This window comes from Rhizobium sp. R86522, from assembly GCF_042466255.1.
Lineage (GTDB): Bacteria > Pseudomonadota > Alphaproteobacteria > Rhizobiales > Rhizobiaceae > Allorhizobium.
Genome location: NZ_JAXHBX010000001.1, coordinates 596,978 through 619,204 on the forward strand (window position 1 = coordinate 596,978; position 22,227 = coordinate 619,204).

Genomic DNA, 22,227 nt, shown 5'->3' on the forward strand with positions numbered 1-22,227 from the left:
GCAATTAGCCCGAGGGAGGCCTTGATGTCAACATGCCCGGCGGAAAATGCGGGACACATCAGGCTAAAAAACCGGGAAAATCAGTCGCGAAACGGCAGGATTTCGGTGACATGGCCCATCTTGCGACCGGGGCGAGCTTCCGTCTTGCCGTAGAGATGGACGAGCACGTTCGGCTTTGCGAGCCAGGCGGGGACAGAATCGATGTCGTCGCCGATCAGATTCGTCATAACGCAATCGGAGTGGCGAACGGTGTCACCGAGCGGCAGAGAGGCAACCGCGCGGATGTGCTGCTCGAACTGTGAGACGATGCAGGCAGCCTCCGTCCAGTGGCCGGAATTGTGCACGCGCGGGGCGATCTCGTTGGCGATCAGGCTGCCATCTTCGAGCACGAAGAACTCCATGCCGACGACGCCGACATAGCCCAGGGCGTCCAGCAGCTTGGTCGCGGCCTCGCGGGCGGCGGTTGCTGTTTGTGGGGTAATGGCCGCGGGCTGCGTCGAGGTGTGCAGGATGCCGTTGCGGTGAACGTTCTCGGTCGGGTCGTAGCAGCGGACTTCGCCATCAGTGCCGCGGGCGGCTATGATCGAGATCTCGCGGACGAAGGGCACGAAGCTTTCGAGAATCAGCGGGACCGAGCCGAGTGCCTGATAACCACCGTCTGAGCTGTCACCCTTGCGATAGACCTTCTGTCCCTTGCCGTCGTATCCGAGGCGGCGGGTCTTCAACACGCCTTCACCGCCGAAATCGGCGAGGGCTGCTTCGAGGTCGGCCTGGCTGTCCACGGCGTGGAAGCGGGCGGTCTCGATGCCAGATTCGTTGAGGAAACGTTTTTCCGTCACGCGATCCTGGGCAACTTCGAGAGCCTTTGGCGGCGGATAGACGGGCACGCTGGCAGCCAACGTTTCGGCGGCCGAAACGGGCACGTTTTCAAATTCGTAGGTAACGACGTCGCAGAGGCGGGCGAGTTCGGCGAGTGCTGCCGGATCGTCATAGGCGGCCGTGATCTGCTGGTTGGCCACCTGCTCAGCGGGGCTGTCGGCCTGCGGCTCGAGAATCACTGTGCGGAAATTCAGTCGGGCGGCGGACATGGCCAGCATGCGGCCAAGCTGGCCGCCACCGATGATGCCGATGGTGCGGATGGTCATGGGGCCTCGTCCACGGGGTATTCAGCGACCGATGCCGTTTGGCGTTCGACCCATTCGTCGAGGCGGTCGGCCAGTTCTTCGTCGAAAGCGGCCAGCACGCGGGCGGCGAGCAGGGCTGCGTTGACGGCTCCAGCGCGGCCAATGGCAAGCGTGCCGACGGGAATGCCGGCGGGCATCTGGACGATGGAATAGAGGCTGTCGAGGCCGGACATCGTTTTCGACTGAACGGGCACGCCGAAGACGGGCAGGTTGGTCATCGAGGCGACCATGCCCGGCAGGTGGGCAGCGCCACCGGCGCCGGCGACAATCACCTTGAAGCCCTCGTCGCGGGCGCCCTTGGCAAAGGCCACCATGCGGTCGGGCGTGCGGTGTGCCGAAACGATGCGGGCTTCATAGGAGACGCCGAGTGCGTCGAGCGTGTCTGCGGCATTCTTCATGGTTTCCCAGTCGGACTGGCTTCCCATGATGATGGCGACGGGCGGGCACTCAGCTGTCATCTCGTATCCTTATGCCTTCAGGCGATGATGTCGGGGATGATCTGGTCTTCCAGCGCGGTGATCTTGTCCTTGATGGACAATTTCTTCTTCTTCATCCGCTGGATCCGCAGGGCATCACAGCCAGTCGTGATCATCGCGTTGATCGCCGCATCATAGTCTTCATGTTCCTGGCGAAGCCGTGCCAACGAGAGCCTGACGTCGGCCTGTTCCTGATCGGCCATGCTTGTTCCCCATTATCGCCGTGTGGCCCATCCTTTAAGGATGCCCGGAAGATTCGCGCAAGCTCCTATCACCAAATACCGGTAACGGGAAGTTATCCTTGTCTCCGATTTTCGAGGTCGTTTTTGGCCAATTCGCCTTCGACAAACCGCATTTCTCGTGTCACATTATCTTCGCAAAGCCTGAAACTCCAGCGGATGAGGGCTGGAGGTAGGCGATAAGGAAGGACGCATCAAATGACCATACAGGCTCATCTTGAATCGCTGCAGAAGAAGCATGGAGCCCTCGAGGAAAAACTCCATGACGCGCTTGCATCCCCCTCCATCGATGACCGGCACATTGCCGAACTGAAGCGCCTGAAACTGCGTCTCAAGGATGAAATGGAACGCCTGAGGGCCTCCACACGCCACTGATCCCACCCTTCCGGCTGCGCCGGGATCTGGCGGACCCAAAGACCGATCCCGATGTATTCATGAAGCAGCCAAGACACTACCTTCAGCCCCGGAGTTCACATGACTTCGGGGCTTTTGTTTTGCCTTGACGAGTGTTTTCTGGGTTTCAGGACCAGAACTGGTCGAGCCACATGTTCATGCGGTCGAAGCCTGGTCGATTGATCACATAGATCCGCCGCGTGCCTTCGGAGCGGACATCGACAAGGCCGCTGTCGAGCAATGCCTTGAGGTGTTGCGAGACCGCAGGGCGGCTGATCGGCAGCTGCGCGGCCAGTTCGTTCACGGTTTTTTCCCCCCGACGCAGATCCTCGAGGATATGCCGCCGGTTCGGGTCTGCGATCGCCATGAACGGGTCTGCGTTCGTCATGTCGGAAAGGTTATGTCAAAGGCCCTTCCGCGGCAAGCGCCGATGTGCGCTGCAGCAAGCTGCGGCCGAACACGAAATCGCGCGTCAGATGCCGAAAAGCCCCCGGGTGCCGTCCCAGGTCAGCTTGCTGCCGGCGATCAGGACCATGCCGTACATCAAGGGATAAAAAATCGCCGGTTTCAGGTAATGCACGAGGCGTGCGCCTGCGAGCGTCGACACCAGCGCGATGGGCAACAGGGCCGCCGACAGGCTGAGATTGGTCGCATCCAGCTCTCCGAGCGCAAAATAGGGGATGACCTTGATCGCATTGAGGATGGCGAAGAAGCGCGTCGAGGTTCCGGTATAGGTCAGCGGATCGAGCTTCAGCGGCAGGACATAGATCTGGAAGGGCGGGCCGCCGGCATGGGCAACGAAGCTCGCATAACCCGACAGGGAGCCCCAGAAGCTGCCGGCGATCGGGCGTTGTCCGACGGGTACCGTTTCCTGGCCTTTGTAGGCCGCCCAGCTTTCGAGGAAATATTTGAGCGAAAAGACGATCGAGATGCCGCCGAGAACCAGGCGCATGGCGTCTGCCGAGACATAGGTCGACGTCGCCCAGCCGAGCCCGATGCCGATGACGGCGCCCGGCAGCATGGCCACGAGCGTTGCCTTGTTGTTATGATGGCGCCAGGCCCAGAGTGCGACGGCATCCATGACGAGAAGGATCGGTAGGAAGATCGCGGCGGCCTGCATCGGCGGTACGGCAAAGGCGAGGAGGGGCACGCCGATCAGCGCGAAAGCGCCACCGAGACCACCTTTCGACAGGCCGACAAGAGCAACAGCGGGAATGGCGACGGCATAGAAGTTCGGGTCTGTCAGCATTGCGCGGTTGATCCTTTCGGAAGAGCGGTCTATCGGATTTGTCTAGAGAAAACGAGGACGAAATCCTGAGAAACGGACCTGTCCCGCACACGGAAACACCGCGCATGATCGAAAATCGCTGCCGCCTGGTCCTCATCGTTCCCGATATGGCGGATCCCGCCGAACGCGCCGAGGTGCTCCGCAATGCGCTGCGCGGCGGCGACGTCGCATCGGTCGTCATCCCGCAGTACGGGCTCGACGACACCGTCTTCCAGAAGCATGCCGAAATGCTCGTTCCGGTCATCCAGGAGGCGGGTGCCGCTGCGCTCGTCGTCGACAACAGCCGCGTCGCCGGTCGGGTGAAGGCCGATGGATTGCATGTCACCGGCAATGCCGAAGCACTGGCAGAGGCCGTCGAGAAGCATGCGCCGAAGCTGATCGTCGGTGGTGGCAATGCGATGGACCGGCACCATGCGCTGGAGATGGGTGAGGTTCAGCCCGACTACATCTTCTTCGGCAAGATCGACGGGGACATCAAGCCGGAGGCGCATTCGAAAAATGTCGCGCTCGGCGAATGGTGGTCGTCGATGATCGAGATCCCGGCCATCGTCATGGGCGGCTCGGATCCAGCCTCGGCGGTCGTCGTTGCCGAGAGCGGCGTCGAATTCGTGGCGCTCGGCAAGGCCGTCTTCGCCGACCCTGCACAAGCTGCCGCGATTGTGACCCGTGTGAATGCCGAGCTTGACGAAAAAGCGCCACGGTTTGAGGATTGAACCGCCTCATGCGTTCAATCTCGTTCCATCATCGCCTGATTCTCGCCGCGCTCGCCGGGGCATGCCTTGCCTTTGCCAGTCCGGTGATGGGACAGGAGAGCGAGGATGGTCTCGAGATCGGCGACGCACCGGCTATCCTGCCGGCCGATCCCGGTAACGCAGGCGAGATCGAACGCGGGGCACGGCCCAGCAGCAGCACGGGTGATGCCAACACGCTCGACCGCGGCGACAGGGATTCCCTGCCTCCGGTAACCAAGGGCGCGAAGCCGACGGCCGACGACAAGTCGGAGGAACTGCAGGGCATCAACATCTACCTGCGCATGGGCGCGCCACTGCCGGAAGTGCCGCCGGAAAAACCCTATGATGGAAAGCCCGACGAGGCCTATGGCGCATTCCAGCGCGGGCTGTTCCTGACGGCCGTCGACAAGGCGCTGCCGCGCGCCCAGCTCGGCGATCCGGCTGCCCAGACACTGCTCGCGGAAATCATGTCGCGCGGGCTCGGCGTCAAGCGCGATCTGAAAGGGGCTGCCTTCTGGTATGGCCAGGCTGCCCAGGGCGGCGATCCTTCCGCCATGTTCAAGTATGCGCTTCTCCTGATGGAGGGCCGGGAGGTCCCGCAGGATCGAGCCAAGGCCGACGAGTTCATGCGGCGCGCGGCCGATGCCGGCAATGCCTCGGCGCAGTTCAACTGGGCGCAGATCCTGGTCTCGGGGACGCCCGGCGTGCGCGGCCTGACCGCCGCCATGCCCTATTACGAAAAGGCCGCCGAACAGGGAATTGCCGACGCGCAATATGCGCTGGCGCAGGTCTATTCCGCATTGAAGGACGTGCCGCCGGAAAAGAAGGCGCGCGCTCGTGAATGGATGATGCGGGCGGCTCGTGCCGGTTTCGACACGGCTCAGCTCGACATGGGGCTCTGGCTGGTCAACGGCTACAACGGCCCCCGCGACTACGAGGCCGGTTATCGCTGGCTGAGCATTGCGGCTGCACGTGGCAATGTGGTTGCCCAGAACCGGATCGCCCATCTCTATATCAATGCGCTCGGCACCGGCCCCAATCCGGTCGAAGCCGCCAAGTGGTATGTGCTGTCGCGTCGTGCGGGTCTCAAGGATCCGGCGCTTGAGGACTTCTATCTGGGGCTCAACGAGGAACAGCAGAAGCAGGCGATCGATCTCGCCAACCGCTTCCGTCGGATCTGACGCAACCGCGTTCTGCGGCTGTATACCAAGTCTCGATGATGGGAACCCACAGGGTCTGGAAGCCGACTGAAGGTGGCTTATCGAGATTTGGTATCAAGGGGAGGGCGGCGGCATGGATCTGATCGATGTCTTTCAACGTCTCGGGCTTGCGATCGCCATCGGCGCCGCTGTCGGCGTCGAGCGGCATTGGCGGGAGCGTGACGAACCCGAGGGTGCACGTATCGCCGGCATCCGGACCTTCACGCTGATCGGAATGACCGGTGGGATCAGCGGCCTCCTGGATCAAGGCATGGCGCCGTCCGGACTGTCCGGGCTGATCATTGCGAGCTTTCTGATCGTCATCTCCGTGGTTCTCCTGCGCTTTGGCCTGATGGAGGCGCGGGCCGAAGGCTCGTTCAGCGCGACGACTGTCATTGCTGGCATCACCACGTTTGGCCTCGGTGCGCTTGCTGTTGCGGGAGATATGTCGGTTGCCTCTGCGGCGGGCGCTGCCACGGTCACGATCCTTGCCAGCCGCGAATTCCTGCATGCCGCGATCCGGCGGCTGACCTGGATCGAACTGCGCTCGGCGGTCGTGCTGCTCGCCATGGGCTTGGTGCTCTTGCCGCTTATTCCGGCCGATCCCTATGGTCCGTTCGGCGGGGTGTCGCCTCGCAGCCTTGTCATCCTGGTGATCACGCTCGCCTCCATTTCCTATGTCGGCTATGTCGCGGTCCGGCTGATCGGTGGCGGGCGCGGTGATCTTGTCGCCGGTGCCGTGGGTGGGCTCGTCTCTTCGACGGCAACGACGCTCGCCATGGCGCGCCAGAGCCAGAACACGACGGCAGCCGCCGGTCCTGCGGCCGGTGCGATCGCGGCAGGGAGCATCTCGCTTTTCCGCACGGCGCTTCTCCTCCTCGCACTGGCTCCGGCGCTCGGCTGGCGCCTGTTGCCCGGCCTGCTCGTTGCCGGTGGCGTAATGCTTGCGGGTGCCATGACGGCGATCGCTCGCGGCGACACGGCGTCAGAGGCAGACCTGCCCGGTAATCCGTTCGAGCTGTCGCAGGTCATCAAGATGGCTGTTCTGATCACCGTCATCGCCTTCATCGCGCGTGCGGCAAGCCAGATCTTCGGTGACGGCGGCCTTTACGTGGTCTCGGCTCTGACGGCTCTTGCCGATGTCGATGCGGCAACGGTCACCGTTGCGGCGATGCTGCCTGCGCTTCCCATCGACGTGGCGCTCATTGCTGTCGGGATCGCCGTGAACGCCAACATGGCGGCTAAAGTGGTCTATGGGGCGGTCGCGGGTAGCCGTGGTTTTTCGCTGCGGCTTGCAGCCGCCTCGGTGGTTGCTGTCGCCGGCGGCCTGATCGTCACCTTCGCTGCAGGGCACATCTGAGCCGCATGCATGGGCCGAAAGGGCCAAGCCCCTTGAATTCCGGCGGCATTTGTGGTCTTGAACCGGCCAAACACCGCCGCCGACGCGCGCTCGCCCGTCGCCGCCTCCCGGCGTCTCCCAGTTTCAAGGAATTCGATCTATGGCCCGCTCCGCCCTTCTCAATGTCATGGTCCAGTCTGCCCTCAAGGCCGGCAAGTCGCTGTCGCGCGATTTCGGCGAAGTGCAGAACCTGCAGGTCTCGGTGAAGGGCCCCGGCGACTTCGTCTCGCAGGCCGATTTCCGCGCCGAGAAGATCGTGCGTGAAGAGCTGCTCAAGTCCCGCCCGACCTATGGCTTCCTCGGCGAGGAAGGCGAAGAGATCAAGGGCACCGACGGCGCGCATCGCTGGATCGTCGACCCGCTCGACGGCACCACCAACTTCCTGCACGGCATTCCGCAGTTCGCCGTGTCGATCGCGCTTGAGCGCAATGGCGAGATCGTCGCGGGCGTCATTTTCAATCCGGCGACCGATGAACTCTACACGACGGAAAAGGGTGGCGGCGCCTTCCTTAACGACCGTCGCATCCGTGTCGGCGCACGCAAGGTGTTGTCCGATTGCGTCGTCGGCTGCGGCGTGCCGCATCTCGGTCGCGGCCAGCACGGCAAGTTCCTCGTCGAACTGCGCCATGTCATGGGCGAAGTCTCCGGCGTTCGCCGCATGGGTGCTGCTGCCCTCGACCTCGCCTATGTCGCGGCCGGTCGTCTCGACGGCTTCTGGGAAGCGCAGCTCAATGCCTGGGACATCGCAGCCGGCATTCTCTTGATCAAGGAGGCCGGTGGCTTCGTCTCCGACATGAAGGGCGGCCAGGACATGTTCGAGAACGGCACGGTGCTTGCCGGCAACGAATATATCCGCAAGGCTCTCGAAGAGGTCGTGAACCGTCCGGTGCCGCAGGCCTGATTTCGGCCTTAGGGAAAATTTTCCCAAAGTCCGCGGCTTCAATTCGTCTCAATTTTGCACTAGCCTCCGGGTCCAAGATTCCCCGGAGGTTGAGCGTACCATGGCGAAAGTGAAGTTGGAGGATCTCGAGGTGGGCGAGACCCGTCCGGGAGCATACGGCCAGAAGCTCTCCAGCCCGATGCCCTTCTTCACGACGATGGTGATCTTCCTGATCATCGTGTGTTTCATCGCGGCAATCCTCTACCGACAGGCGCATGCTGCCTTCATCACCAATCCCGGCCTGAACGGCCTGATCCTCGGCGTTCTCGTCGTCGGCATCATCCTCGTCTTTGCCCAGGTGCTGGCGCTTCGACCTGAAGTCCGCTGGTTCAATTCCTTCCGCGCTGCCGGCGACAATGCGATGCTGGTGGGCCGCGATCCGAAACTGCTCGCCCCCATGCGGGCGCTGATCGGTGGCCGCCGCTCGATGGCGATTTCGACGGCCGCCCTGCGCTCCATTCTCGATTCGATCGGCACGCGACTCGACGAGTCGCGCGACACCACTCGCTATCTGATCGGTCTGCTCGTCTTTCTCGGACTTCTGGGAACGTTCTGGGGACTGCTCGGCACGATCGGCTCGATCAACGAGGTCATCGGTTCGCTCGATCCTGCGTCGGGAGACAGCAATGACATTCTGCAATCGCTGAAGACGGGCCTGACGGCGCCGCTTTCCGGCATGGGCACGGCCTTTTCCTCGTCGCTGCTCGGTCTTTCAGGCTCTCTGATCCTCGGCTTCCTCGATCTGCAGGCCGGCCGTGCGCAGAACCGCTTCTACATCGAACTCGAAAACTGGCTTTCCTCCGTCACCGATCTCGACTCGGAGCGCCCCGTGGCTTCGGAATCCAACGGCGGTGTTGCGAGTGACGATATCCGCCTGCTGGTCGAGGAGATCCAGAAACTCGCCAGTCGCGAGGGCAATGATCGCTCGGTTGCCGCGATTGCCGGCCTCGCCGAAGGCATCCAGGGGCTGGTCAAGAACATGCGCAACGAGCAGCAGATGCTGCGCGACTGGATCGAGGCCCAGCAGGAAGATGCGCGCGCCATGCGCAAGACGCTGGACCGGTTGAACGACAAGATCGGCGGGGCGAAGTAAATGGCGCTCGGGCGCAACCGCCGCCGCGAGCGCGGGGTCGATTATTGGCCGGGCTTTGTCGATGCCCTGTCGACGCTCTTGCTCGCCATCATGTTCCTGCTCACCGTCTTTGTCGTCGCGCAGTTCATCCTGGGACGCGAGATCTCGGGAAAGGACGAAGTGCTGAACCGGTTGAACAGCCAGATCGCCGAACTCACCCAGTTGCTGGCACTGGAAAAGAGCGGCAATCAGGATCTCCAGGATACACTGGCTTCACTGCAATCCTCTCTCTCCTCGTCCGAAAGCGAGCGCAGCCGGCTGCAGCAGTTGCTCGATAGCGGTGCGGGCTCGGCAGACGTCGCCAACCAGAAGGTTGGCCGGCTGACCGATGAACTCGATGCCGAAAGGCAGGTGAGCGCGCGGGCAATGAGCCAGATCGAGCTCTTGAACCAGCAGATCGGCGCGCTTCGTGCACAGATCGCCGCCATCGAAGGGGCGCTCCAGGCCTCCGAAGCCAAGGACCAGGCCTCCCAGGCCCGCATTGCTGATCTCGGCCGCCGCCTCAATGTGGCGCTTGCCCAGCGTGTTCAGGAACTCAACCGGTATCGCTCGGACTTCTTCGGACGGCTGCGCGAAATTCTCTCCGATCGCGATAACATCCGGATCGTCGGCGACCGCTTCGTCTTCCAGTCGGAAGTGCTCTTCCCCGTCGGCGGCGCCGATCTCGATGCGGCCGGGCAGGGGGAAATGGACAAGCTCGCTGCGGCCATTCTCGAACTTGCCCAGGAGATTCCCGAGGAAATCAACTGGGTGCTCCGGGTCGACGGGCATACCGACGCATCGCCGCTCACGGGCACCGGCCGGTATCGCGACAACTGGGAGCTCTCGTCCGCGCGCGCGACATCGGTGGTGAAATACCTGATCTCCAGAGGCGTTCCAGCCAACCGCCTGGTCGCTGCCGGCTTCGGCGAGTTCCAGCCGATCGCGGAAGGCGACACGCCGGACACCCTGGCACAGAACCGTCGCATCGAACTCAAGCTGACCGAGCGCTGATTTCGTTCGCAATTGTTTGTGTGCCAGACAACTTGCGGCCTTGCTTACGTGCGCGTAAAGGTAAGAAAAGGCTTGTCGGGAGGAAGGCATGCGAGAATTCGATGTACTCGTCATCGGGGGAGGGTTGGCCGGTCTCGTTGCTGCAACCGAGGCTGTCGATCGCGGTCTGAAGGTCGCGCTGATCGATCAGGAAGGGGAGCAGAACCTCGGAGGGCAGGCTTTCTGGTCCTTGGGCGGCCTGTTCTTCGTCGACAGTCCCGAACAGCGGCGGATGCGCATTCGCGACAGTCTGGAACTCGCACGGCAGGACTGGCTCGGATCCGCCGCCTTCGACCGCACGGAAGATTTCTGGCCTCGCCAGTGGGCTGAGGCCTATCTGCAATTTGCCGCCGGCGAAAAGCGCAGCTGGCTGAAGAGCCAGGGTGTCAGCTGGTTCCCGGTGGTGGGCTGGGCCGAGCGCGGTGGCGGTCATGCCGACGGGCATGGCAACTCCGTGCCGCGTTTCCACGTCACCTGGGGCACGGGCCCCGGCGTGCTCGCGCCCTTCGTGCGCCGTGCCAAGGCGGCATCGGACGAGGGCAAACTTACCTTCCTGTTCCGGCATCAGGTCGACCGTCTGACCGTCACCAACGGAGCGGTGACCGGTGCCACCGGCGTTCTTCTGGCCGGTGACGCGACGCCGCGCGGCGGATCGAGTTCCCGCAACGTCGTCGGCGATTTCGAAGTCAAGGTCGGGGCCGTCATCGTGGCCTCGGGCGGCATCGGCGGCAATCACGATCTCGTCCGCAAGAGCTGGCCGGTCGAGCGCCTGGGGCCGCCGCCGAAACACATGGTCGCGGGCGTGCCTGTCCATGTCGACGGGCGCATGCTGTCTATCACTCAGGCCGTCGGTGGCGAGATCATCAATGGCGACCGGATGTGGCACTATACGGAAGGCCTGAAGAACTGGGATCCGATCTGGCCGAACCACGGTATCCGCATCCTTCCGGGGCCGTCCTCCTTCTGGTGCGATGTCGACGGCAATCGCTTCCCGGCGCCGGCCATGCCCGGCTTCGATACGCTCGGTACTCTCAAGGCAATCCGAGCGCGCGGGCACGAGTATTCCTGGTTCATCCTGACCAAGGCGGTCATCAAGAAGGAATTCGCACTGTCCGGTTCGGAGCAGAACCCCGACCTGACGGACAAGAACTTGCCGCTGCTGTTGAAGCGTCTCGGCAAGAACCCGCCGGGCCCGGTTCAGGCTTTCATGGACAAGGGCGAGGATTTTGTCGTGCGCGACAATCTCGAAGATCTCGTCGCCGGGATGAACGAGCTTTCCGGCGAATACCGGCTCGGCGTCCACCATCTGCGCGCGCAGATCGAAGCGCGCGACCGGGAGATGGAAAACAGCTTTTCCAAGGACGCGCAGGTGACTGCGATCCGTGGCGCCCGCAATTATCTCGGCGACAAGCTGATGCGGACGGCCAAGCCTCATCGCCTGCTCGATCCGGCCGCCGGGCCGCTGATCGGCGTCAGGCTGCATATCCTGACCCGCAAGACGCTGGGCGGCTTGCATACGGATCTTGAGGGGCGCGTCCTGAACCGTGAGAACAAGCCGGTGCCGGGGCTCTACGCCGCCGGCGAAGTGTCCGGTTTCGGCGGAGGCGGCATGCACGGCTACAATGCGCTCGAGGGGACGTTCCTCGGCGGCTGCCTGTTCTCCGGCCGCGTGGCAGGGAGAAGCGTCGGGCGGTAAAGCCGGCCGGCCTTACTGCGCGGCTGCGGTGAAGTCGCGGCCGCCCGTCTCGAACTGCAGACGCGCGAGCTTGGCGTAGAGGCCGCCCTGCTGGATGAGGCTCTGGTGGGTACCTTCCTCGACGATGCGTCCATCGTCGAGCACGAGAATTCGGTCGGCCTTCAGGACCGTTGCGAGCCGGTGAGCGATGACGATGGTGGTGCGGTCGCGCATCAGGCCGTCGAGTGCCTTCTGCACGAGCGTCTCGCTTTCGGCATCAAGGGCCGACGTCGCTTCATCGAGCAGCAGGAGAGGGGCGTCGCGCAGCAGGGCACGGGCAATCGCGATGCGCTGGCGCTGACCGCCCGACAAGGTCACGCCCCGTTCGCCGACGATCGTATCGAAGCCGTTCTCGAGGCGACCGATGAACTCACTCGCCTGAGCCGCTTCGGCCGCAACTTCGACCATGCCGCGACAGGCGTTGGGCGTGCCGAAGGCGATGTTATCGTGGATCGACGATGCGAAGATCGTGGTGTCCTGCGGGACGATGGCGATCCGGGCGCGTACGGCCTCTGGATCGGCTTCGCGGATGTCGATGCCGTCCAGCCGGATGGTACCGGATACCGGATCGTAGAAGCGCAGAATGAGAGAGAAGATCGTGCTCTTGCCGGCGCCGGAGGGGCCGACGATCGCGACCGTCTCGCCGTGGCTGACGGAGAAGGAGAGACCATTCAGCGCAGACTTGGTTCTTGCCGAGGGGTAGCTGAAGTGCACGTCCTCGAAGCTGACACTGCCCTGGGCGGGTTCCGGGAGCGCCTTCGGCACGGCAGGTGCTGCAATCGCCGGGTGTTCTGCAAGCAGTTCATGCAGACGTTCGGCGGCACCGGCGGCTTGAGAAAGCTCACCCCAGACTTCCGAAAGCGTGCCGAGCGAGCCTGCTGCAATCAGCGAATAGAGGAGGAACTGGCCGAGCGTGCCGCCGCTCATGGTCCCCGCGAGCACGCTTTGCGCGCCGTACCAGAGGACGCCGACGACACTGCCGAAGACGAGGGCGATCGCAACGCCGGTCAGGAGAGAACGGGAGCGGATCGCGGAGCGTGCGGCTTCATAGGCGCTTTCGACGGAGGACGAGTATCGCGTGCGTGCGGCTTCCTCGGCATTGAAGGCCTGGAGGGTGCGGGCGGCGCTGATGACTTCGCCGGCATAGGACGAGGCTTCGGCGAGCGTGTCCTGGGCGGCGCGCGAGCGCTGACGGACGGAGCGCCCGAAACCAACCAGCGGGAAGACGATGACGGGAATCGCCGCAAGCACCATGATCGAGAGCTTCGGGCTGGTCGCGATCATCATGACGACGGCGCCGAGACAGAGAATGGTGTTGCGGAGCGCCAGCGAGGCAGTGGCCCCGACGGCCGACTTCAACTGAGTCGTGTCGGCGGTGAGGCGCGAGACGATCTCGCCGGACTGGTTGATGTCGAAGAAAGAGGGCGACAGCTTCGTGACATGAGCGAAGACGTCGCGGCGCAGATCCGCTACCACGCGCTCGCCGATGGTGATGACGTAGTAATAACGAAGGGCGCTGGCGACGGCGAGGACGAGCGCCATGACGATCATCATGGCGAAGTATGCGTTGATGAATTCGCTGTCAGCGGCCTGGAAACCGTGGTCCAGCATGCGCCGGATGGCGATCGGCAGCGCCAGCGTCGTCGCGGCTGCGAGGCAAAGAAAGATCAGCGCGCCGGCAACCAGACCCCGGTAGCGCTTGAGATAGGGAAAGAGGCTGGTCAGAGGCTTCAGAGAGCGTCGTTTCTTGTCTGTTGTGTCGGCTTCCAAGGTCACTCTGTCATGCTCCTTCAGTACCAATGTGCTTTCGTGCCATGGCACTTGTTATCCCTGCGTCCTTCATGTATAGGCACGGCATCGAATTGGGAAGCCGTAGACCAGACGGACTGTGGCTTCATCTATTGAATAGGTCCTGCCGAGGCAATTGCGGCATATGGACCCCACGGCACAGCAGGAATAGAGCGATGAAGGCTGACATCCATCCCGACTACCACGTCATCAAGGTCGTCATGACCGACGGCACCGAATACGAGACCCGTTCGACCTGGGGTTCGGAAGGCGCCGTCATGAACCTCGAAATCGATCCGAGCTCGCACCCGGCCTGGACCGGTGGCAACCAGCAGCTGCTGGACCGCGGTGGTCGCGTTTCCAAGTTCAACAAGCGCTTCGGCGGCCTCGGCCTCTGATCGTTTAGAACGATATCATACAGAAAGCCCGGCCGTCGTGCCGGGCTTTTTGTATTTGTGCTGAGTGCTGCCGCTTGCTCAATCAGATGGCTGCGAGTCGGTCGGCGATCTCTTCGAGTGCAAGATCGTGTTTTTCAGCGAGCGTCAGGCCGACGCGCTCCAGCTTCGAGATGTTCTCAGGCGTCGCATCGTCGAGCGCGTCATTCACCCCGACGAGCGGCGCATCCAGCCGGAAATAATTGAGCGTCTTCCGGTTGGCCGTCGTGACCACCGTCGCACCATCGGAGAAACGGGGCGGGTCGGCGTTCAACAACTTGTTCAGCTGATAGGATGTCGTGCTCGACTGTCCCTGCATCAGCACGGAAATCAGCGGCGTGCCATTGGCCGGACTGATCCAGCCACCCGCACCCCAGCTCTTGGCTTGCTGGTAGGGGATCTTGCGGTTGGCCGAGCCCGTTCCCAGCGAAAGGATGACGAGGTCGTTGTCGCGCCAGCCGAGCTTGCAGCCTTCGACATAGGCGGCCATGGCCGGATCGTTGGCAAAGACGCCGCCATCGATCAGCGGGATGGCCGGGATTTGTCCATGGCTTTGGCCGGCAAGGTCCTCAACCATTGCCGGCTCGAAATAGGTCGGTGCAGCGGAGGAGCCGCGCACCGCCTGCCAGAAGAGGAAGCGTTCGTGATCCTTGTCGGCATTGGTCATGAAGACCGCACGCCGCGCATGGATGTCATAGGCGGTGATAAGCACCTTGCCGAGCGCGTCCTTGATTTCACTCCGTTCCCCAAGCATCTGACGCAGGATCTTTTCGAGTGGTGCGGCGTCGTAGCGTTCCTCGAACAGACCGCCGAGATTGGCGATCTTGCGGAAGAGGCCGATGTTGAAGATTTCGGCGCCCTTGCGCTTGTAGAGATCGAGCAGTGTCCTGGGGTCGGCGGCCGGCTCTGCGGGTTTTCCTGGCTTCGGGCAGGTCAGACCCGCCGCTATGATCGCACCCGTCGACGTCCCGGCAATCAGATGAAAATAGCGATGCAGTGGCAGGCGCTTGTCCCGCTTCTCGAGCTTGTCCTTCAGAACGGTCAGAATAGCGGCTGGGATCGTACCTCTGATGCCGCCACCATCGATCGAAAGAATGAACCTTGCCATGTGCGACACTCCCCCTGTTCAGGAGAGTGTCGCACAATATTTAAAGTTGTAAATCCTGATTTATGCAATCCATCGGCTCTCAACATGAAAAAACCCGGCGCAGCTTTCGCTGGCCGGGTCGAAGTCGTGCTTGAGGCGTGATCAACCTGCGTTGAATGCGGTGCGCAGCAGGTTCAGCTGTGCCTGAACGCTATTTTCGTTGTCCGGCTGGAATTCTTCTTCGCTGGCCGGACGGTAGATTTCGCGGTCGAGCAGGGCGATGCGGTTCTGGAGTCGCAGCGAACGCTCGACGAGATCGCGGAAGGCTTCCGGCAGGTCATTCCAGCCGGGTGCAGCGCGATCGACGTTGAAGCCGTCGAGACGAACCTTGCTCTTTTCGGAGAGAACCTGATCGCGGCTCATCTCGCCATTGTTGACGGCGCGCTGCAGCAGCAGCCAGGAGGCCATCTGCATGAGGCGCGTGGTCAGGCGCATCGACTCCGCCGCGTAGAGTACGGAAGCCTGGCGCGGCAGTACCTTTGCGGCTGCGCGACCTGGGCCGTCGAGATAGGCGGCGGTTTCCTCAACAAGGCCCATGCCTTCGGCATAGGTCGCCTTGAACTGGCTGGACGCTGCCACACGACCGGCAAAGCTAACCGTATTCATACCGAGCTCAGACATGGATGTTTCCCTGTAAACGCATCACTTAGGCATGTAACGACAGCGCTACAAACTTGTTCCTGCCGCATTTTGTGAGGCTACGATGCTACCAATAGCCCAAATCCGCAAGGCGAAACTTAAGGAAGGGTTAATTCCCACACTTTCGTGAAACCTTTGGCGATTTGGGCAAAAAAAGAGCCGCAAATGCGGCTCTCAAGGTAAAACAGGGAGAAATCAGAAGGAGTTTCCATGAAACGAACCAGCTGAGCCCGAAGATCGGGGTGACTGTAGTTTCCCTGAAATGGCTTAATAAACGGTAAACGCCAAGATGAGATTCAGATCGTTTCAAGACATCACGAGCGTCTCACCGAATATTGACGGCTAAGACCTCGGTCCAAACAGGCTGTCAGCGGCTTTCCTGCCAGCTTCCTTGCGGTCGATCTCCGCCCTGATTCGGTCGATCTCGGCTTCCAGAAGCGAAATGCGGTTGCGCAGTTCGTCAGCCGAGATTGCCGAGAGCTCGCAGCCAAGCTCGTGGCCGGTGCTGCGCTTACGTGCTTCTTCATCGATGATCATGTGCGTGCCTCCATTGGCGGAGTGTCGTCCAATTCATCCTGCTCCGGCAAGGGGGCGGCACGCGGATCGAGGCTCAAGCCTTCCGGCGTGCTGCTCATCGGCGATGCCGAGATCGGCAGGTTCGGCACGTTCTCACGATCCTCGGCCGGGATCGCGGCGCGTGTCCGGCTGCGATAGATCGCATAGGCCGAAATCAGCAGGTGCGCGACTGCGGTCACCGCAAAGAGCGCATAGGGGCCGGCAGCCGTCATGACCGGGCCGCCGAGCGTCGGTCCGATGATCGTGCCGATGCCGAAAAGCAGCAGCAGGCCGCCGGAGACCTTCACGAACTCGTCGGGTTTGGCGAAGTCGTTGGCGTGGGCAACGGCGATCGGATAGAGCGCATTGGCGGCGGCGCCGTATATGCCGACGAAGATGAAGATCCAGAGTGGATCGGAAGGCGTGATGGTGACCATGGCGAGCGCCGCGAAGGCGGCGAGCGCGGAGAGTGCCGCCAACACGTAGCGGCGATCGATGCGATCGGAGAGCTTGCCGGCCGGAAACTGCATGATGGCGCCGAGGAAGATCGTGACCGACAGGAGTAGTGCGATGGTTGACGGGTCGAGACCGACACGTGATCCAAAGACCGCCCCGAGCGTTCCATAGGCGCCATTGGCGATGCCGATCATGAGGATGCCGACGAAGGAAACGGGTGAGTTGCGGTAGAGCAGTGGCAAGTCGAGCTTGATGGACCGGAGTGGCTGCGGCGTGGCTGCAGTCGACATCAAGGTTGGCATGATCGCGAAGCCGTAGACGATGCCGCAGATCATGAAGAGAATGGTCGTTGCCGGGTCAAAGGCGCCTACCAGCATCTGTCCCGCCACCACACCGATCAGCGTGATCGAGATGTAGAACGAGAAAATCATGCCGCGGCTCTCATTGGTCGCGCGCTCGTTCAGCCAGCTCTCGATAATCATCGACGTGCCTGCGGTGCAGAACCCGGTGATGACGCGCAGCGCGACCCACCAGGTGGCATCGACAACGATGCCGGTGAGGAGCGCGTTCACCAGGATCAGGGCAACGAAGGTCGAGAAGGCCCGGACATGGCCGACCCGAACGACCAGCTTCGGTGCCACGAAGCAGCCGAGCACGAAGCCGGCAGCCCAGGTGGTGCCGAGCAGGCCGAGGATTTCGTTGGAATAGCCTTCGGCTGCCCCGCGCACTGGCAGGAGCAGGCCGTGCAGGCCGTTTCCGAGGAAAAGAAAGAGCGTGCCCAGAAGCAGGGCCATTACCGGCAGAAGATTACGTCTCATGGCATTCTTGTCGATTGGTGTGGAGGGCGCCCGAATCGGAGGAGCACGGCACGATCACAATAGAAGGATCTTCCTACCGTTGTCTGAATGCGACCTTGGTGCTTGCAGGATCAAGTTCTGGCGGGCAAAAGTGACAGTGGTGTGGCTGCCCCGCCGCAGCAAGAGCGGCAGATATGACATTTCGTGCTGCCTCCACAGGGAAATTCAATGACCAAGGCCATATCCGCCTTCCTGATCCTCGCCATGATCGTGCAGATCATCAAGCCGCTCGGTCTTCCGGGTCTGAGGCGACGCAGCGATTTCTGGAAGCTCGCCATCGTCGCCTTCGTCACCTGGTCGGTCACGCTTCTGTTTCGACCGTGAGATCTCGCTTCACCGAGGCGCTGCGGCCTTCTCCGTTTTCCACTCGGGCAGCGGGAAGACGCGGTCGTAGGCCCAATTGAAGATGAAGGCATAGACCAGATAGAAGAGGGCAAAGGCGACGTCCATGACGAAGGCCTGCCAGAGGCTGATCTGCAGATACCAGGCGATGAACGGCATCAGGATCATCAGCAGGCCGGCCTCGAAGAGGACGGCGTGAAGGACACGCACAGGCACCGTCTTCAGCGTCGTGCCGGTAAGGCGGCGCAGAAGGTGGTCGAATCCAAGATTGTAGAGATAGTTCCAGAAGGTCGCGAGGGTCGCGCCGACGACACCGACGACACCGATGTCTTTCGCTGGCATTGCGAATGCCAGGGTGCCGAGCGGGATGACCAGGCCCAGTCCGATGAGTTCAAAGCTTATTGCGTGACGAATACGATCTGCGGTCTTCCGCATGTTCTTCCCTCCGGGAAAACAGGCGGGTCGTCCCGCAGTCAATCAGGCCCATTGTGGGGAGGTCGTCCTCGGGTTTTGATATAGTCGTGTGGCGCTAAGGCGGCAAGGTACGCTCGTCGAAGTTTTCGGCGGGTATTATTGTCCGGGAAACTAGAGTGCCAGTTGACCCCGCATGACAAGGACGGAGCTTCCGGTGATCTCGACATGGTCGAAGGCGCCGTTGCTTGTCCCTACGGCAAGCCTGATCAGGCTGCGGCGTCCCATCTCCACGCCCTGTTCCACGAGAATGTGTCGCTCTTCCGCTGCAGGTGCGAGCGTCGTCAGGAAGGCGCCGAGGGCTGCGGATGCGCTGCCGGTCGCCGGGTCTTCGATCACATTGTCGAACGGTGCAAACATGCGCGCACGCAGATGGTCCGGCCCGACCCAGGTGTAGAGGAAGGTGGCGCAGTCGCAATCTTCGTCGGCATGCATCTGCCTCAGGGCGGTCAGCGGCTCCAGGCGAGACGCAGCCCTTGCCAGCGCGTCGAGGTTTGCCACCTCGATCAGAATGAATTTCAGGCCGACGCTTGCGAATATGGGCTGGTGCCGGCTGGTGACAATGTCATCCGGCGCAAGGGCGATGCACGGCGCCATGATCTCAGGTGCAATCGATGCGCCTGTTGTCAGGGGCCCGGGTGCCCGGATGGTGGTTCCCGTCACGATGCCGTCTGCGCCACGGTTCACGCTCACCTCGACGAGCCCTGCCTTCTCCTCGAAGCCGATGCGATCTCCGACAGGCTTGCCGAAGATGTTGCCCTCGATGGCCAGCGCGTGAGCTGTGCCGACATTGGGATGTCCGGCAAAGGGCACTTCCGTGACCGGTGTGAAGATGCGGACTTCTGCTGTGTTGTCTGGATCTCGAGGCGGCAGCACGAAGGTGGTCTCGGAATAGCCGAACTCGGCCGCAATTTCCTGCATTTCCTTATCGCTCAAGCCCCGGGCGTCGGTGATCACGGCAAGCGGATTGCCGCAGAAGCGGGTGTCGGTGAAAACGTCGAGGGTGACGAAGGGAATGCTGCGGGAAGGGGACGGCATGATGGCTCCAGAGGATTCTAGCGCATCCTGATAACGCAAGAAGCCCGGCACATGGCCAGGCTTTCGTGTCCTGATGACAAGATTTCGCGTGCGGCCTCGGATCAACCGAGGGCCGGGGTCGATGCTTATTCGGCGGCGATCGCACCGACCTTGTTGACGCTTGCGGCATAGATCTGGTCGATGGTTGCGGCGATGCTCGCATTAAATTCGGCATCGCTCATCGAGACGCGAAGTTTCTCTGCCAGAGCACGCGAGAAGCTTGCGATCATGCCGTGGTTCTGGCTCAGCTTCTCACAGGCATCCGCAGTGCTGTAACCGCCGGAAAGTGCGACGACGCGCACGACGGCAGCGTGGGACATCAGCGGGGCGTAGAAATCGGCGACCGTCGGAATGGTCAGCTTCAGCATGACCTTGTCGCCGGATGGCAACTTGTCCAGCTCGGCCGCGATCGCATCGCGAAGGATTGCCTCGGCCTCGGCCTTGGTCGGGCTCTTGATCGAGACTTCCGGCTCAACGATCGGCACAAGACCCTGGCCGATGATCTGGCGGGCGACTTCGAATTGCTGCTTGACGACGGCGGCGATGCCGGCCTTGTCGGCATGGGCGATGACCGAGCGCATCTTGGTGCCGAAGATGCCCTTGTCGCGGCCGCGGATCAGGAGCGCGTCGAGGTCGGGCATCGGCTTCATCAACTGGACGCCGTTCTCTTCGTCGAGCAGGCCCTTGTCGATCTTGAGGAAGGGCACGACGCCGCGCTTCTCCCAAAGGAAGGTCGGGACGGGCTCGCCGTCGACATCGCCGTCCATCGTGCGTTCAAAGAGGATCGCGCCGATGACCTTGTCGCCGGAGAAGGCCGGTGCCTTCATGATGCGCACGCGCATGGCGTGGATCAGGCGGTACATCTCGTCGTCGCCGTTATAGTCGGTTTCGGCGACGCCGTAGAGGCGCAGGGCGCCGGGTGTCGAACCCCCACTCTGGTCCAGCGCAGCGATGAAGCCGGGCGCCGAGGTGATCTTGTTCAACATTTTCGCGTCCACCATAACTCACTCCTATCCCGATCATGGCGCGCAAGGCGCCGGACTGTTGTCTTGCTCTTAGGACGGACATTCTGGCCGTCCGGTCACTCCCTGACCCTGTTCGGTCCCTCAGGACCGTGGTGACTTCGGCGATAACAGAACTTCCCCAAGGGGAAAATGGGCTGCTAAGCTATTGAAACGATTGAAATCATTTCAATCGTTTGAAAATTCAAAGATTTTTAAACCCGTTTCAATTGACGTGAGTTGCGCGGTCCATCCAACGCCTTCTTCGCGATCCGCCTCTTCACGATACAAACCCATTGCGTGTGACCGAGGTTCCCTTGGGCGGATGGTAACACGTCTCTGTCGACGGCCCAACGACGCACGAAAAAACCGCGCGCCCGGAAGGCACGCGGTTCATTCGAAATATCGGGCTGTTGAGCCGCTGTCGTTCAGCCCTTGGTGAGGACAGCCACGCCCGGCAGTTCCTTGCCTTCCATCCATTCCAGGAAGGCGCCGCCGGCGGTCGACACATAAGAAAAGTCGTCGGCGACTTCGGCATGGTTCAGGGCGGATACCGTGTCGCCACCACCTGCGACCGAAACCAGCTTGCCAGCTCTGGTCTGTTCAGCGGCATGCAGGGCTGCAGAAACCGTCGCCTTGTCGAAAGGGGCGATCTCGAAGGCGCCGAGCGGGCCGTTCCAGACCAGGGTTGCGGCCTTCTCGATCCAGCCATTGATCAGCTCGACCGACTTCGGGCCGACATCGAGCATCATCGCGTCGGCGGGGATCGCATTGATGTCGACGGTTTCGTTGGCGGCATTTGCCTTGAATTCCCGAGCGACAACGCCGTCTACCGGAAGCACGATCGCGCAGCCTGCGGTCTTCGCCGTTTCCATGATCGAGCGGGCGGTATCTGCAAGGTCGTGCTCGCAAAGCGACTTGCCGACATCGATGCCCTGGGCGGCGATGAAGGTATTGGCCATGCCGCCGCCGATGACGAGCGCATCGACCTTGGTGACGAGGTTGGACAGGAGATCGATCTTGGTCGAGACCTTGGCGCCGCCGACAATGGCCACGACCGGGCGGGTCGGCTGTCCAAGACCCTTTTCGAGTGCTTCAAGCTCGGCCTGCATGGTGCGGCCGGCATAGGCGGGCAGGTGATGGGCGAGGCCTTCCGTCGAGGCATGGGCGCGGTGGGCGGCGGAGAAGGCGTCGTTGATATAGATGTCGCCGTTCTTCGCCAGTTCGGCGGTGAATTCGGGTGTGTTCTTCTCTTCGCCCTTGTGGAAGCGGGTATTTTCCAGAAGCAGGATGTCGCCATTTTCCATTTTGGCGATGGCATCTGCTGCCGGGGCGCCGATGCAGTCGGAGGCGAAGGCGACGCGCTGGTCGAGCACTTCCTCAACGGAGGGTGCAATCAGCGACAGCGACTGGTCGGCAACCGGTTCACCCTTTGGGCGACCGAAATGCGCGAGCAGGATGACCTTGGCGCCCTTTTCAGAAAGTTCGAGGATCGTCGGCGCCACACGCTCGATGCGCGTCGTGTCGGAAACCTTGCCGTCGGTGACGGGAACGTTGAGGTCGACGCGGACAAGCACGCGCTTGCCTGCGATGTCGGTGAGATCGTCGAGTGTCTTGAAAGCCGGCATGGAATTACCCGTCTTGAATGCTGTTGAATGGGGCTGACGGGCCGGACCTTACACCGCTTGCGTGACGGCGCAAGGCGAGCGCCG

At 62.1% G+C, this 22,227-nt stretch carries 24 protein-coding genes; 10 read left to right on the forward strand and 14 right to left on the reverse strand.

Translation table 11 applies throughout. The annotated features are described in order from the left end of the window. Window positions 1-80 precede the first annotated feature (80 nt). Genes SJY08_RS02785 through SJY08_RS02795 form a run of 3 tightly spaced genes read right to left on the reverse strand, consistent with a single transcriptional unit; the run spans window position 81 to window position 1,863 of the window. Complete coding sequence (locus tag SJY08_RS02785) at window positions 81-1,145, reverse strand: 5-(carboxyamino)imidazole ribonucleotide synthase (protein ID WP_377274638.1); 1,065 nt, start codon at window positions 1,143-1,145, stop codon at window positions 81-83. After that, on the reverse strand, window positions 1,142-1,642 hold the full coding sequence (gene purE, locus SJY08_RS02790; RefSeq protein WP_006726871.1) for a 5-(carboxyamino)imidazole ribonucleotide mutase: 501 nt from the start codon (window positions 1,640-1,642) through the stop codon (window positions 1,142-1,144). The genes SJY08_RS02785 and purE overlap by 4 nt, the downstream gene beginning before the upstream one ends. Window positions 1,643-1,659: 17 nt before the next feature. Further along, complete coding sequence (locus SJY08_RS02795; protein ID WP_006726870.1) at window positions 1,660-1,863, reverse strand: YdcH family protein; 204 nt, start codon at window positions 1,861-1,863, stop codon at window positions 1,660-1,662. A gap of 234 nt (window positions 1,864-2,097) precedes the next feature. On the opposite strand from SJY08_RS02795, the gene SJY08_RS02800 reads away from it, so the two are divergent. Further along, window positions 2,098-2,274, forward strand: a complete 177-nt coding sequence (locus tag SJY08_RS02800) for a YdcH family protein (protein ID WP_069043460.1) — start codon at window positions 2,098-2,100, stop codon at window positions 2,272-2,274. Window positions 2,275-2,419: 145 nt separating this feature from the next. Here SJY08_RS02800 and SJY08_RS02805 read toward each other — a convergent pair whose 3' ends face one another. Beyond that, entirely contained in the window at window positions 2,420-2,680 is a 261-nt protein-coding gene (locus SJY08_RS02805) for a helix-turn-helix transcriptional regulator (RefSeq protein WP_040300270.1), read from the reverse strand. Between the two features lie 84 nt (window positions 2,681-2,764). Beyond that, window positions 2,765-3,541 (reverse strand): sulfite exporter TauE/SafE family protein, encoded by a 777-nt coding sequence (locus SJY08_RS02810; protein ID WP_054148249.1) that lies wholly within the window; start codon window positions 3,539-3,541, stop codon window positions 2,765-2,767. A gap of 104 nt (window positions 3,542-3,645) precedes the next feature. On the opposite strand from SJY08_RS02810, the gene SJY08_RS02815 reads away from it, so the two are divergent. From SJY08_RS02815 to SJY08_RS02845, 7 genes are all read left to right on the forward strand, one after another. Beyond that, window positions 3,646-4,293, forward strand: coding sequence for a thiamine phosphate synthase (locus tag SJY08_RS02815; protein ID WP_054148250.1), 648 nt, complete (start codon window positions 3,646-3,648; stop codon window positions 4,291-4,293). Window positions 4,294-4,301: 8 nt separating this feature from the next. Next, window positions 4,302-5,492 (forward strand): tetratricopeptide repeat protein, encoded by a 1,191-nt coding sequence (locus tag SJY08_RS02820; protein ID WP_377274639.1) that lies wholly within the window; start codon window positions 4,302-4,304, stop codon window positions 5,490-5,492. Window positions 5,493-5,604: 112 nt separating this feature from the next. Beyond that, window positions 5,605-6,870 (forward strand): MgtC/SapB family protein, encoded by a 1,266-nt coding sequence (locus SJY08_RS02825; protein ID WP_377274640.1) that lies wholly within the window; start codon window positions 5,605-5,607, stop codon window positions 6,868-6,870. A 139-nt stretch (window positions 6,871-7,009) separates the two neighbouring features. Continuing rightward, window positions 7,010-7,810: an inositol monophosphatase family protein gene (locus tag SJY08_RS02830; RefSeq protein WP_054148253.1), complete on the forward strand. Its 801-nt coding sequence runs from the start codon at window positions 7,010-7,012 to the stop codon at window positions 7,808-7,810. Between the two features lie 100 nt (window positions 7,811-7,910). Further along, window positions 7,911-8,942 carry a flagellar motor protein MotA gene (locus SJY08_RS02835; protein WP_054148254.1) on the forward strand — a complete coding sequence of 344 codons (1,032 nt, stop codon included), beginning with the start codon at window positions 7,911-7,913 and terminating at the stop codon, window positions 8,940-8,942. After that, window positions 8,943-9,974 carry a peptidoglycan -binding protein gene (locus tag SJY08_RS02840; protein WP_054148255.1) on the forward strand — a complete coding sequence of 344 codons (1,032 nt, stop codon included), beginning with the start codon at window positions 8,943-8,945 and terminating at the stop codon, window positions 9,972-9,974. It begins immediately after the preceding gene. Between the two features lie 88 nt (window positions 9,975-10,062). Next, complete coding sequence (locus SJY08_RS02845; RefSeq protein ID WP_377274641.1) at window positions 10,063-11,709, forward strand: FAD-binding dehydrogenase; 1,647 nt, start codon at window positions 10,063-10,065, stop codon at window positions 11,707-11,709. A 12-nt stretch (window positions 11,710-11,721) separates the two neighbouring features. Here the strand turns inward: SJY08_RS02845 and SJY08_RS02850 are convergent, their stop codons facing one another. Continuing rightward, entirely contained in the window at window positions 11,722-13,524 is a 1,803-nt protein-coding gene (locus SJY08_RS02850) for an ABC transporter transmembrane domain-containing protein (protein ID WP_054148257.1), read from the reverse strand. Window positions 13,525-13,712: 188 nt separating this feature from the next. Between SJY08_RS02850 and rpmE the strand changes: the two genes are divergently transcribed. Next, the gene (rpmE, locus tag SJY08_RS02855; protein WP_054148258.1) at window positions 13,713-13,934 is read left to right on the forward strand and encodes a 50S ribosomal protein L31; all 222 of its coding nucleotides are present in this window, start codon (window positions 13,713-13,715) and stop codon (window positions 13,932-13,934) included. 82 nt (window positions 13,935-14,016) lie between these two features. On the opposite strand, the gene SJY08_RS02860 is transcribed toward rpmE, so the two are convergent. The 4 genes from SJY08_RS02860 to SJY08_RS02875 all read right to left on the reverse strand — a co-directional run bounded on the left by SJY08_RS02860 (window position 14,017) and on the right by SJY08_RS02875 (window position 17,585). Continuing rightward, entirely contained in the window at window positions 14,017-15,078 is a 1,062-nt protein-coding gene (locus SJY08_RS02860) for a patatin-like phospholipase family protein (RefSeq protein ID WP_377274642.1), read from the reverse strand. Between the two features lie 141 nt (window positions 15,079-15,219). Then, a complete protein-coding gene (locus SJY08_RS02865; protein WP_054148260.1) occupies window positions 15,220-15,738 on the reverse strand; it encodes a DUF1465 family protein in 519 nt (172 codons plus the stop codon). A gap of 360 nt (window positions 15,739-16,098) precedes the next feature. Beyond that, a complete protein-coding gene (locus tag SJY08_RS02870; protein WP_377274643.1) occupies window positions 16,099-16,293 on the reverse strand; it encodes a DUF1192 domain-containing protein in 195 nt (64 codons plus the stop codon). Beyond that, on the reverse strand, window positions 16,290-17,585 hold the full coding sequence (locus tag SJY08_RS02875; RefSeq protein ID WP_069043466.1) for an MFS transporter: 1,296 nt from the start codon (window positions 17,583-17,585) through the stop codon (window positions 16,290-16,292). Before SJY08_RS02875 ends, SJY08_RS02870 begins: the two co-directional genes overlap by 4 nt. Before the next feature lie 207 nt (window positions 17,586-17,792). Here SJY08_RS02875 and SJY08_RS02880 point away from each other — a divergent pair, with 207 nt between their 5' ends. Continuing rightward, window positions 17,793-17,948 carry a hypothetical protein gene (locus tag SJY08_RS02880; RefSeq protein WP_171901601.1) on the forward strand — a complete coding sequence of 52 codons (156 nt, stop codon included), beginning with the start codon at window positions 17,793-17,795 and terminating at the stop codon, window positions 17,946-17,948. A gap of 9 nt (window positions 17,949-17,957) precedes the next feature. On the opposite strand, the gene SJY08_RS02885 is transcribed toward SJY08_RS02880, so the two are convergent. The 4 genes from SJY08_RS02885 to SJY08_RS02900 all read right to left on the reverse strand — a co-directional run bounded on the left by SJY08_RS02885 (window position 17,958) and on the right by SJY08_RS02900 (window position 22,143). After that, a complete protein-coding gene (locus SJY08_RS02885; protein WP_377274644.1) occupies window positions 17,958-18,401 on the reverse strand; it encodes a PACE efflux transporter in 444 nt (147 codons plus the stop codon). A 150-nt stretch (window positions 18,402-18,551) separates the two neighbouring features. Further along, complete coding sequence (locus SJY08_RS02890; RefSeq protein WP_377274645.1) at window positions 18,552-19,475, reverse strand: PhzF family phenazine biosynthesis protein; 924 nt, start codon at window positions 19,473-19,475, stop codon at window positions 18,552-18,554. Between the two features lie 125 nt (window positions 19,476-19,600). Further along, window positions 19,601-20,515: a fructose bisphosphate aldolase gene (locus SJY08_RS02895; protein ID WP_377274646.1), complete on the reverse strand. Its 915-nt coding sequence runs from the start codon at window positions 20,513-20,515 to the stop codon at window positions 19,601-19,603. A 428-nt stretch (window positions 20,516-20,943) separates the two neighbouring features. Further along, on the reverse strand, window positions 20,944-22,143 hold the full coding sequence (locus SJY08_RS02900) for a phosphoglycerate kinase (protein ID WP_377274647.1): 1,200 nt from the start codon (window positions 22,141-22,143) through the stop codon (window positions 20,944-20,946). Window positions 22,144-22,227 lie beyond the last annotated feature (84 nt).